Origin of the sequence: Thioalkalivibrio sp. ALE14 (genome assembly GCF_000376845.1) — a bacterium.
Taxonomy (GTDB): domain Bacteria; phylum Pseudomonadota; class Gammaproteobacteria; order Ectothiorhodospirales; family Ectothiorhodospiraceae; genus Thioalkalivibrio.
On sequence record NZ_AQXY01000027.1, the window covers coordinates 123,677 to 135,532 of the forward strand.

Sequence of the window (11,856 nt, forward strand, 5' to 3'; positions counted from 1 at the left end):
CATGGCAGGATGCCCCGAACAGTGGCCGAATTCCGAACCGGATTCATTCAGGATTCAGTGAACCACGCCACACTCCCGCTGACCATCCCGAAAAAAGCGAGCTGCGATGCCCCGCCCCGCCACTCTGATCACCGTGGTTCTGTTCCTCCTGGCCGCCGGCCTGCTGGGCTGGATGCTGCTCGGCCCGGAGGACGACATCGCCCCTTCCGGCCGCCCCGGCGGCGGCGAGACGCGACCGGTGGCCGTGGCGGTGGCCGCCATCGAGAACCGTGATCTGATCGAGCGCCGACGCTTCACCGGGAGCATCGAGGGCGCCGACCGCATCGAGATCACCCCCCGCGTGGGTGGCCGAGTCGCCGAGGTCTTCGTCAGCCTGGGCGACCGCGTGGAACCGGGCGATCCCCTGCTCCGCCTGGATACCGAAGAGTTCGAGCAGGACGTCGCCCAGGCGGCGGCAGAACTGGCGGTCGCCGACGCCAGTCTGGCCGAGGCCCTGGCCAGCCGCGATGCCGCCCGACGCGATCTGCAACGCACCCGGGAGCTGCGCGACCAGGGCATTGCCTCGCGCTCCGAACTGGAGGCCGCGCAGACCGAACTGGCTCTGGCGCAGACCCGGGTGACCCTCGCCGAATCGCAGATCCGCCAGCGACGCTCCGCCCTGCGGACCCGCGAGATCCAGCTCGGCTACACCCGCATCGAGGCGGACGCCTCCAGCGGCACGCGCTGGGTGGCGGAACGCCATGTCGATCCCGGCACGGTCATCAGCGCCAACGAGCCGGCCCTGGCGCTGGTCCGGCTGCAGCCGGTCCGCGCGATCCTTGCCGTGACGGAGTCCGACTACGGCCGGCTTTCTCCCGGTCAGGACGCCGAGGTGCGCACCGGCGCCTACCCCGAAACCACGTTCGCCGGGACCATCGCCCGAATTGCACCCGAGTTCCGGCCCGGCTCGCGTCAGGCACGCCTCGAGGTGGAAGTGCCCAACGAGGACGCCCGCCTGCGCCCCGGTATGTTCGTCGAGGCCGCGATCACCCTGGGTCGACGCGACGGCGCACGCGCCATCCCGCGCGACGCGATCATCCAGCGCGAGGCTGGCCCCACCGTGTTCAGTGTGGACCCCAGCGGCGAGCGCCCGCGGGCCCGCCGCCACCAGGCCGTCACCGGCGTCCGTGACGGGGACTGGGTCGAGTTGCTGGAGCCCGATCTGCCACCGGGCACCGAGGTCGTGATCCTTGGCCAGCACCTGCTCGCGGACGGCACCCCGCTGCGGCTGAGCGAACCGGACCGCATCGCGGGCCATGGTGACGCGCCCGAGGCGCAGACGCCGTGAATCCCGCCCGCCTGACCGTCCACCGCCCCGTGCTGACCAGCATGGTGGCGCTGATCGTGGTGATCCTGGGCCTGACTGCCCTGACCCGCCTGCCGGTGGACCTGCTGCCCGACATCACCTACCCCGTGGTCACGGTGATGACCTCCTACCCCAATGCCGGGGCCGAGGAGGTCGAGCAACTGGTCACCCGCCCCGTGGAGCAGGCCGCGGCCGCCATCACCGGCGCACAGGAGATCCGTTCCACCTCCGCCGAAGGCAACAGCAACGTCCGCATCAACTTCGCCTGGGGTACGGACATTCGCCAGGCGGTGGACGACCTGCGGGACCGCCTGGCACGCATCGAGGACCGCCTGCCCGACGACGCCGATCGCCCGCTGGTGCGCCAGTTTGACACCCAGGATTCACCGATCATGCGGCTCGGCATCGGGACGAGCCTCGACCCGATTCATCTGCGCACCCTGATCGACAACCGCATTGCCCCGCGCCTGGAGCGCATACCGGGGGTGGCGGCGGTGGATGTCTGGGGCGGACTGGAACGCGAGATCCGGGTCGAGGTGGATCCAGCGCGCCTGCAGGCCATCGACCTCGGACTGGACGACGTGCGCAACCGCATCCGCGACGCCAACGTCATCACCCCCGGCGGTCCCATCCTGGATGGGCGCCGCGAATACCGCCTGCGTACGCCGGCCGAATTCCGCACGGTGGAAGAAGTCCGCGACACCGTGGTGCAACGCAGCGACGAGGGCGTCACCCGCCTGTACCAGGTGGCCGACGTGCGCGATACGCATCAGCGCATCACGCGCCGTTTTCGGGTCAATGGCGAGGAAGGCGTTCAGGCATCGCTGCGCAAGCTGGCCGACGCCAACACCGTCGAGGTCTCCGAGGCCGTGCACGCGGAACTCGCGCGCCTGAATCGCGACTTCCCGCAGATCGACATCCGCGCCGTCACCGACGAGGCCGGCTTTATCCGCAATTCCATCACCAATGTCGGCCAGTCCATCCTTTACGGCAGCGCGCTGGCGGTACTGGTGCTGCTCGTGTTCCTGCGCAACATCCGCTACACCCTGGTGGCCGCGACGGCCATCCCGCTAGCCGTGATCTCGACTTTCGGCCTGGTGTACTTCGGCGGGCATTCACTCAACCTGATGACCATGGGCGGGATCGCGCTGGGCGTGGGGCTGATGGTGGACAACGCCATCGTCGTGATCGAGAGCATCGCCCGCCGGCGCGAAGAACATGCCGAGCAGACCGCCGCCGAGGCCGCGATCAGCGGCACCGGGCGCGTCGCCCCCGCCATCGTCGCCAGCACCCTGACCACGGTCGCGATCTTCCTGCCGCTGTTCTTCGCCGAGGAACTCGCCGGCCAGCTGTTCAAGCCGCTGGCGGCGGTGGTCGCCTTTGCCCTGGCCGGCTCGCTGATCGTCGCCCTGACGCTGGTCCCGATGCTGATGGCCCGCGCGCCCATGCCGAAGCGGGACACGAGTGCCCTCGCACGCATGGAGCAACGCTACCAGGGGCTGCTGCGGCGCACCCTGACGCAGCCGTGGATGGTCATCGGCGTCAGCCTGCTGCTGATGATGATCGCCCTGACCGGTCTGCGCGGCGTGGGTACCGAGTTTCTGCCCGCCACGGACGAGGGCGAGATCCGGGTGCATGTCACCATGGAACCCGGCACGCCCCTGAACGAGTTGTACACCACCATGGCCGGCCTCGAGGCGATCATCCACGACGAGGTCCCGGAACTGGAAAACCTGGTCTCCAGTTCCGGCGCCTCGGCATTCCGCGCCTCCTCGCCCGCCTCGGGCAACATGCGCGTGATGGTCGGCTCGCGCGACAGCCGCAGCCGATCGTCCGACGACATCGCCGCGGCGCTGCGCGACACGCTGGGCAGCCCGCCGGGGGTCGAGATCCGCGTGCGGGCCTCCAGCGGGATCTTCTTCCGCGGCTTCGGGCGCGGCGCGGACGAGGAAAGCCTGTCCATCGAGGTGCGCGGGTTCGAGCTGGATACCATGAAAGCGGTGGTCGAGCGTTTCGAGGCGGCGCTGGGCGACATCCCCGGCGTCACCGACACCCGCGTCGGCTCCGACGGCGGCCAGCCCGAGTTCGCCACCCGCATCCACCGCGACCGCGCCGCCGATCTGGGGGTGGACGTACGCACCATCGCCCAGACCCTGGAGACGGCCCTGGGCGGCTCCAGCGCCGGGCAGTTGCGCGCGGGCGGCGACGAGACCCGCATCTGGGTGCAGCTGCGCGACGCCGACCAGAGCTCCCTGGACGACCTGCTGAACCTGACGGTACGCAGCGAAGACGGCGAGCGCGTCGCCCTGCGCAGCCTGGTCTCCTTCGATCCCGCAATGGGTCCGGACAGCATCCAGCGCCGCGAGCAGGCGCGCATCAGCACGCTGTTCGTCCACATCGGCGACCGTTCGCTGGGCGAAGTCGCCGCCGACGTGCGCGCGGCCCTGGCCGACATCCCGCTGCCGGAGGAGATCGACTTCTCCATCACCGGCGACATCGAGGAGCAGGAGGCCGCGTTCTCGGAGCTCCTGCTGGGCACCCTGCTCGCGACGTTACTGGTCTACATGGTCATGGCCAGCCTGTACGAGTCCCTGCGCGACCCGCTGATCGTGATGTTCTCCATCCCGCTGGCGATCATTGGTGTAACCGGCGCACTGCTGGTCACCAACACCACCCTCAACGTGCAGTCGCTGATCGGCATCCTGCTGCTGGTCGGCATCGTGGTGAACAACGCCATCCTGCTGGTGGACCGCATGGCGCGACGCCACCGCGACGACGGCATGGAGCTGCAGGCCGCCATCGTCGCCGCCGCCGGCGAGCGTCTGCGCCCGATCCTGATGACCACGCTCACCACCATCCTCGCGCTGTCGCCGCTGGCGATCGGCATGGGCGACGGGGGCGAGGCCCAGGCCCCGATGGCACGGGTCGTGATCGGCGGGCTGCTGTCGTCTACCCTGATCACCCTGGTGCTGATCCCGACGCTCTACCTGCTGTTCCACCGCCGGGGCGAACACCCGCAACCCGTCTACCGAGGCGCCACCGAACATGCCTAGAACGGCCCTGCCCTTCCTGGTCGCGCTCGCGCTGGCCCTCCCGGCCCACGCCTCTGAAGCGCCGGATGCCTCCGACGGGCTGCGCCTGTCACTGCCCCCGGATGCACTGACGGACGCCCGGCCGTTCGAACGCGAAGCGGTGGCGGAGGAGACCCTGTCTTTGGAAGAGGCCGTCGCCCGCGCGCTGGAGAACAATCGCGGCCTGCGCGCCGAACGCCTGCAAACCGCGATCCAGGGCACCTTTGAGGCGCAGGAACGCGCGGTGTTCGACCCCGAGCTGTTCGCCGAGCTGGAAATCAGCCGCGACCAGAGCGTGCGCCAGCTGGAACAGATCGGCGAAACCGACGAAGTCACCACCACCCGTCGCTTTGGCGAGGCCGGCCTGAGCCAGTCGCTCCCGACCGGCACGGATCTCACCGTCTCGGTGCGCAGCTCGCGCAGTTCCAGCTCGCGCGTGGAGACGCCCCAGTTCACCACCCGGGCGGGGCTGACGCTGACCCAGGCCCTGCTCCGGGGCGGTCGTATCGAATCCAACCTGGTGCGCCTGCGCCAGGCCGGCCTCGACGTGGAGGCCTCGGAGTACGAGGTCCGCGGCTTCGTCGAACAGCTGATCACCGACGTCGAGGGTCGCTACTGGGATCTGGTGCTGGCCGACGAACGAATCGCCATCTTCGAGGAGGCCCTGGCCGTGGCCCGCGAGCAGCTCGACCAGACCGAGCGACGCATCGCCGCTGGCGACCGCCCCGAGACCGAGGCCGTGTCGGCCCGTGCCGAGGTGGCGCTGCGGCGCCAGGGCCTGATCGATGCCCGCGCCGAACGGGCCCGTGCGCAGGACAGTCTCGCCCGGCTCCTGCAGGGCGGCAACGGCGGGCTCTGGGATACCCGGCTGGAGGCCAGCTCGGAACCCGGGCTGGAACGCTACGCACTGGAACCGCTGGACACCTACGTCGCTCTGGCCCGCGACCACCGCGCCGACATCAACGAGACCCGCCTGCGGGTCCAGCGCAACCAGCTGGAGGTTGTGCGCACCCGCAACGGCCTGCTGCCGCGCCTGGATTTTTTCGTAACCCTCGGCCAGTCGGGCTACGCCGACAGCTTCAGCCGCACCTGGCGCGACCGCCAGGGCGATGGCTACGACCTGGCGGCCGGGTTGCGCTTCGAGATGCCGATCGGCAATCGCGCCGCCGAGGCCGAGCACACCCGGGCCCGGCTGACCCGCCAGCAGATCCAGGAGACGCTGGCCAACCTGGAACAGCTGGCGATCGAGGACGTGCGCGGCACCTGGTTCGACGCCGCCCGGGTCCGCGAACAGATCCAGGCGCAGGAAGAGACCATCGAGTTGCAGGAAGAACTCCTGCGGGTGGAACAGACGCGCTTCCGCGTCGGCGCCGGCACCGCCCTGGCCGTGGCCCAGGCCCAGCGCGACCTGCTGGAGAGCCGCCTGAACCTGACCGAGACGGTCGTGCGCTTCCGTCAGCTCACCACCGAACTGCTGAACGCCAGCGGCACCCTGCTGCTGCACCGCGGCATCGACGCCCCGGGCGCCGAGCGGGTGGAAATCCGCCTGTAACCCAATAGAGAGGCGCAGCCGACGAGCCCCGACCGGGACGCCCGGCTAATTCTCCACCAGCCGGGCGTTGCCCTGCGCGTCGATCTCGACGACCAGCATCGCCCCCGCACCAATGCTGCGGCCACTCAGCTCCATGATGTTCGCCCGGTGCGTCACGTAAACCGCGGGCCCTTGTGCCTGCCGGTATTCCTCCGCCAGGTGTTCGCGCCACGCCCGCATGCGCCGCTCCCGATGCGGGGCATTGGTGCGGAACACCGAGCCCAGCGCCTCCAGGACCTCCGGTTCGCCATAGCCCAGCAGCTTGGCGGTATCCCGGTTCCGGCACCAGGGCCCCGCAAACACGCGTATCGAATCCAGCCCGGCGGCGCGCAGGCGGTCGCCGGTCTCGCGGGCCTGTGCGCGGCCCTCGTTGGAGAGATTGCGCTGGGTGGCGCAGTCCGTGACGTCGAAGCCCGCCGGGTCGCCAATCCCGGGCGCGATGGCATGACGCATCAGCAGGATGCGGTGCGGCTCCTGCAACTGCTCGGCAATAGCACGTTCCGCCGCGAGATCATCCGCCATCACCGGCGCCGCGAGCGCCAGCACCACCACGACCCAGAACCCCGGGAATACAGAGCGCTTCATGACGCCGATTTCCTCGTACGGCGACGCCGGCAGGCGTCGGAACAGTAGCGCACCTCATCCCAGCAGCGGGCCCACTTTCGTCTCCAGGAGAATGGCCGACCGCACACCGCGCAGATCTTCTCGGGCGGGTGCGGCTTGGCGTGCGCCATCAGCGATCCGGGTGACAGACCCCGTCGTCGCAGCGCGAGCGCCAGCGATAGCGGGCGATCACGTTGTAGACGCGATCCATCAGCCACACGACCGGCGGCAGGCGATGCAGCACGGCACCCATCCAGCGATAGTAGGGCAGATGCCGCCAGACCAATACGAAGGCCCACGCCCCGCTGCGAATACGGCCCTCGGGGCTGACGGCATGCATGCGCTGCATCGCCTGGTCCCACGTGATCCCCCAGTCGGCCAGCGGGGTCGCATCGGCGTGGACGTCGCGCCAGTCGATCGCCCCGGCGGCGTCCAGCCGCCGGTAATGGCCGATCTCGCGGCGGCACAGGGGACAGCCGCCGTCGAAGAACACGATCGGCCGGCCCGGAGCCTCCGAGCGCGGGTCCCGTAAAGGCTCAGGCATGTCCCACCGGCCCGGTCTGCTGGTGCCGAGCCTCGCCCAGCGAGCGGAGGGCACGCTCGACCACATCCCGCGCGAGTCCCTGGGTCATCTCGGGATCGGCCGGGATCATCTCGGTGCGTACCGCCAGGGCCATTGCAAGCGCCTGCAGCACGTCACCATTGCAGGTATCCCCGAGCACACCGATCTCGCTATCCAGCGTATCGGTCAGGCGATCCAGCAACTGCTGCACCCGCACGGCAGAGCCGGTCTCGGGGTGCAGGCGAAACTCGAAGGACACGGCCTCGCCACTGGGTGTGACATAGCGATAGGGCAATACGTCCATGGCTCTCTCCTTCGCGAACGGTCGGGTTGTCGGGGCGGATTTCGGGGCGGTCGGGCATCCCCTTCGCCATTGGGCCACGAAACCGGAAAACAGTTCGACCAGCAACGGGCCGGCAGACCGGATCGCATCGCGAAACCCGCCCCGCTCGGCACGCGCAGGCGTTATCCTTGCGCCTCATGGAGACCCGCGACCGCAACATCGACTCCGCCGGCGCGCCCCGCGAGGCAGGGGGCCGGTAATGGGGGCGCGCCGCAAACGCCGCCCGTTGCGCCGCCTGCTCTACTGGACGGCCGGGCTGGCTGCGTTTCTTCTGGCGCTGGGGGTCGGGGCCATGCTCGCGCTGGTGGTGTTGTTCGCCCGCGTCGACCCGCCCTACGGCATGGCCATGGTGGTGGCCACCGACTGGCAGACCGCCTCGAACCGGCGCCCGGACTGGCAGCGGCTGGATGATCTGCCCCGCCACCTGATGCTCGCGGTCATCGCCGCCGAGGATCAGCATTTCCCGAACCACCGAGGATTCGACTGGGGATCGGTACGCCAGGCCGTCAGCGATCACGTGCGCGGCGGACGCCTGCGCGGGGCCAGCACCATCAGCCAGCAGACCGCGAAGAACCTGTTCCTGTGGCATGGCCGTTCGTGGGTCCGCAAGTCGCTGGAGGCAGGCTTCACGCTGGGTATGGAGTCCCTGTGGCCGAAGCGGCGAATCTTCGAGATCTACCTCAACCTGGCCGAATGGGGCCCCGGCATCTACGGCATCGAGAATGCCGCGCAACACTATTTCGGCGTGCCGGCGACGGAACTGACCCGGCATCAGTCCGCACGCCTGGCCGCCATCCTGCCCAGCCCGGGCCGCATGAACCCCGTCCAGCCCGGACCCCAGCTGGATCGGCGCATCGCCTGGGTCGAGCAGCAGATGGCCCAGCTCGGCATCGCCTGGCTGGACCCAATGCTGCTGGAGTAAGCTTCGTGCCCGACCAACGCCGAGGTCGGTCACGAAGATCGCCACGCGCCTCTGGCGCTCGCGATGACGGTGCTTTTCCACGTCATGGCGAGGCCCCGCCAGGGGCCGTGGCCATCTCCGGACGCACCCGCCCACGGTCGCCTGGCCCGAATTGTGGCGGGGAACTTCCAGCCCTTAGACTGCTCGCACTGACTGCACGGGCGAACCGCCGCTCAATGGGTCCATCGGCATGGACGCAATTATGGGCGGCTCCCATGGATGCCCCCGAACATTGAGGTTTGCCGTGACCCACCAGCGCTCGCCGTTTCGCTTCTTCTCCCGCCTGCTCGTCCTCGCAGCCCTGCTATTCTCCCTGCCGCTGGGGGCCGTCTCCGCTCAGGACGCCAGCGCGGCCGGGGCGGAATCCGGCAACGACCTGCGGCAGACGCTGATCGACGCGCTGGAAAACGAGGAGGCCCGCGAACGCCTGCTGGAAGCCTTGCGCGCCGACAGCGGCTCCAGCGAGAGCGACACGGCCGAAGATGCCGTCCCGGTAGACACAGGCGAAAGCGAATCCGTCGCCCGCCAGATCGCCCAGCTGACCCAGTCGCTGGCCGAGGGCACGGTGGCCGAAGTCCGGGCTCTGAACGACATTGCCACGGACATCGCCGAGCGCGTCCGCGCGATCGAACCGACCGTGTTCGGCATGGCCGTGCTCGATCTCGCCATCATCATCGTGTTCACCGTGGCGGTGTTCCTGATCCTGCGACGGCTGGGCGCCCCGATGTTCACGGCGCTCGACCGCTGGGCACTGAATGCCGCCGAGCACATGCGCCTGATGCGCGCGCTGCCGGCGGTCACCCTGGCCGCCATCATCGATTTCCTGATCGTCATCCTTGCCTGGCTGGCCGGCTATGCCCTGGCGCTGTTCGTGCTGGGCGAATCGGGCGAAATGAACACCCGCCACTCGCTGTTCCTCAACGCCTTCCTGCTGATCGAGGTCACCAAGGCGGCGCTGCGCCTGATCTTCGCCACCCGCTACCACGGCCTGCGCCTGCTGCCGATGGCCGGGGACGAGGCGGCCTACTGGAATGCCTGGCTGGCCCGCATCGTGGGCTATATCGGGTACGGCCTGTTGCTGCTGGTGCCAATTGCCAACAACCAGATCTCGTCCGAGGCGGGCCGCTCGCTGGGACTGCTCGTGATGCTGACGGCCTTCCTCTACGCCGCCGTGATCATCCTGCAGAACCGCACCCGGGTACATGACCGCCTGATGGCCCTCGCCAACCGGGCGGAATTCGCCTTCACCCGCATCGTGACCTCGCTGCTCGCGAAGTCCTGGCACTGGATCGCCCTGCTCTACTTCCTGGCCCTGGCCGTGGTCAGCATCACCCGCCCGGAAGACGCCCTGCCCTTCATGGCCAAGGCCACCGGACAGACCCTGCTCGCCGCGTTCGTCGGCATCTTCGTGGCCAACCTGCTGACCCAGCTGATTGGCCGCCAGATCCGCGTGCCGGAGGAGACCCGGGAGAAATTCCCGTCGCTGGAACTGCGGCTGAACTCGTACATCCCGAAGGCGTTGCGGGTAATGCGCCTGGTGATCCTGCTGATCGTGCTGGCGGTGGTCGCAGATGCCTGGGGTGCCTTCAGCCTGACCACCTGGCTGGCCTCCGATACCGGCATGGCGTTGCTGGGAACCGCGATCTCGGTGGCCTTGATCGTGCTGGGTGTGCTGGCCATCTGGCTGGTGTTCGCCAGCTGGATCGAGCACCGCATGAACCCCAACACCGGGGACGGCGGCCCGACCGCGCGCGAGGCCACACTGCTGACCATCTTCCGCAACGCGGTGGCCATCGTGCTGATCGTGATGACCACCATGATCGTGCTGGCCGAGATCGGCGTGAACATCGGCCCGCTGCTGGCCGGCGCCGGTGTGCTCGGGCTGGCGATCGGATTCGGTGCCCAGAAGCTGGTCCAGGACGTGATCACCGGGGTCTTCATCCAGCTGGAGAACGCGATCAACGTCGGCGACGTGGTCACCGTCGCCGGTACCACCGGCGTGGTCGAACGCCTGACCATCCGCTCGCTCGGCATCCGCGACCTGTCCGGGACCTACCACCTGATCCCGTTCTCCTCGGTGGATGCGGTCGCCAACTACATGCGCGAGTTCGCCTACCACGTGGGCGAATACGGGGTGGCCTACCGCGAAGACATCGACGAGGTCATCGTGCGTCTGCGCGAGGCCTTCGAGGAGCTGAAGGAAGACCCGGACCAGGGTCCGAACATCCTCGACGAGATGGAGGTCCACGGGGTCACCGCACTGGCCGACAGCTCGGTCAACGTGCGGGTCCGGATCAAGACCCTGCCGGGCACCCAGTTCGGTCTGGGGCGCGCCTTCAACCGTCTGGTCAAGCGTCACTTCGACGCCGCCGGCATCGAGATCCCGTTCCCGCACCAGACCATCTACTTCGGTCAGGAGAAGGACGGGTCGGCCCCTGCGGCGAACCTGCGCATGATCCAGGCCGCCCCGGAGGGTGGCACGGACGACCAGGACTATTCGAACGACCGGCGCGCGCGCCCGAACCCGAAGCACAAGGGCGACTACGACGAGACCGACGACTGATGCGCACGGTTGCCGCGGAGGCCGATCCTGGCCTCCCGGCAACCGGCATCCTGTCCTGAGCCGTCTTACCCTTTCCGACAGGGAGGGATTTGGGTCAATATAGGTCCATGCGACTGTTGATCCTGCTCGCGCCTCTGTTGCTGCTCCTCGCCTGGGCACCGGGCCTCTGGGTGCGCCACGTCATGAAGAAATACCACCAGCCGGCGGACCGCTACGACGGCACGGGCGCGGAACTGGCCCGCGACCTGCTGGACCGTCACGGGCTGCACAAGGTCAGGGTGGAGACCACCACCAAAGGCGATCACTACGATCCGGACGCCCGCACCGTGCGCCTGTCGGAGGAAAACCACGACGGACACTCGCTCACGGCGGTCACCGTGGCCGCCCACGAAGTGGGCCACGCCATCCAGCATGCGGAGGGTTACGCCCCGCTGCGCATGCGCAGCTACCTGGTCTGCGTCGCGGGATACGGACAGCAGATCGGCGCCTGGCTGCTGGTCGCCATCCCCTTTATCACGATCCTCGCCCGTCACCCGGCGCCCGCGATCCTGTTCCTGCTGGCCGGGGTGCTGTCCATGGGACTCGCCGCACTGGTCCATTTCATCACCCTGCCCACCGAACTGGATGCCAGCTTCCGGCGTGCCATGCCGATGCTCCGCGACGGCAAGTATCTGCACCCGCCCGACTACCCGCATGCCGAACGCATCCTGAAGGCCGCTGCCTATACCTACCTGTCACAATCGTTGATGAGCCTGCTGAACATCGCCTCGTGGTTCCGGTACCTGCGTCGATGAGGTCGTCCGCACCGGACACCTGC

At 68.8% G+C, this 11,856-nt stretch carries 10 protein-coding genes; 6 read left to right on the forward strand and 4 right to left on the reverse strand.

From position 1 onward, the window contains the following. Nucleotides 1-106 precede the first annotated feature (106 nt). The 3 genes from F572_RS0107390 to F572_RS0107400 are packed head-to-tail and all read left to right on the forward strand — an operon-like array spanning nt 107 to nt 5,968. Nucleotides 107-1,327 carry an efflux RND transporter periplasmic adaptor subunit gene (locus tag F572_RS0107390; RefSeq protein WP_017942126.1) on the forward strand — a complete coding sequence of 407 codons (1,221 nt, stop codon included), beginning with the start codon at nt 107-109 and terminating at the stop codon, nt 1,325-1,327. Further along, a complete protein-coding gene (locus F572_RS0107395) occupies nt 1,324-4,398 on the forward strand; it encodes an efflux RND transporter permease subunit (RefSeq protein WP_017942127.1) in 3,075 nt (1,024 codons plus the stop codon). Before F572_RS0107390 ends, F572_RS0107395 begins: the two co-directional genes overlap by 4 nt. Next, complete coding sequence (locus F572_RS0107400) at nt 4,391-5,968, forward strand: TolC family protein (RefSeq protein WP_017942128.1); 1,578 nt, start codon at nt 4,391-4,393, stop codon at nt 5,966-5,968. The genes F572_RS0107395 and F572_RS0107400 overlap by 8 nt, the downstream gene beginning before the upstream one ends. Nucleotides 5,969-6,013: 45 nt before the next feature. Here the strand turns inward: F572_RS0107400 and F572_RS0107405 are convergent, their stop codons facing one another. From F572_RS0107405 to F572_RS0107415, 4 genes are read right to left on the reverse strand one after another with little or no spacing between them, the layout of a single operon-like run. Next, entirely contained in the window at nt 6,014-6,592 is a 579-nt protein-coding gene (locus F572_RS0107405; RefSeq protein WP_017942129.1) for a histidine phosphatase family protein, read from the reverse strand. Continuing rightward, nucleotides 6,589-6,741 (reverse strand): DUF2256 domain-containing protein, encoded by a 153-nt coding sequence (locus tag F572_RS15225; protein ID WP_081602024.1) that lies wholly within the window; start codon nt 6,739-6,741, stop codon nt 6,589-6,591. Before F572_RS15225 ends, F572_RS0107405 begins: the two co-directional genes overlap by 4 nt. Next, nucleotides 6,741-7,154, reverse strand: coding sequence for a thiol-disulfide oxidoreductase DCC family protein (locus tag F572_RS0107410; RefSeq protein WP_038034184.1), 414 nt, complete (start codon nt 7,152-7,154; stop codon nt 6,741-6,743). Before F572_RS0107410 ends, F572_RS15225 begins: the two co-directional genes overlap by 1 nt. Then, the gene (locus F572_RS0107415; RefSeq protein WP_017942131.1) at nt 7,147-7,476 is read right to left on the reverse strand and encodes a hypothetical protein; all 330 of its coding nucleotides are present in this window, start codon (nt 7,474-7,476) and stop codon (nt 7,147-7,149) included. The genes F572_RS0107410 and F572_RS0107415 overlap by 8 nt, the downstream gene beginning before the upstream one ends. A gap of 238 nt (nt 7,477-7,714) precedes the next feature. Between F572_RS0107415 and mtgA the strand changes: the two genes are divergently transcribed. From mtgA to F572_RS0107435, 3 genes are all read left to right on the forward strand, one after another. Further along, on the forward strand, nt 7,715-8,437 hold the full coding sequence (mtgA, locus tag F572_RS0107425; RefSeq protein ID WP_017942132.1) for a monofunctional biosynthetic peptidoglycan transglycosylase: 723 nt from the start codon (nt 7,715-7,717) through the stop codon (nt 8,435-8,437). Nucleotides 8,438-8,720: 283 nt separating this feature from the next. Beyond that, the gene (locus tag F572_RS0107430) at nt 8,721-11,039 is read left to right on the forward strand and encodes a mechanosensitive ion channel domain-containing protein (protein WP_017942133.1); all 2,319 of its coding nucleotides are present in this window, start codon (nt 8,721-8,723) and stop codon (nt 11,037-11,039) included. Nucleotides 11,040-11,146: 107 nt separating this feature from the next. After that, entirely contained in the window at nt 11,147-11,833 is a 687-nt protein-coding gene (locus tag F572_RS0107435) for a zinc metallopeptidase (protein WP_017942134.1), read from the forward strand. The last annotated feature ends 23 nt before the right edge of the window (nt 11,834-11,856 follow it).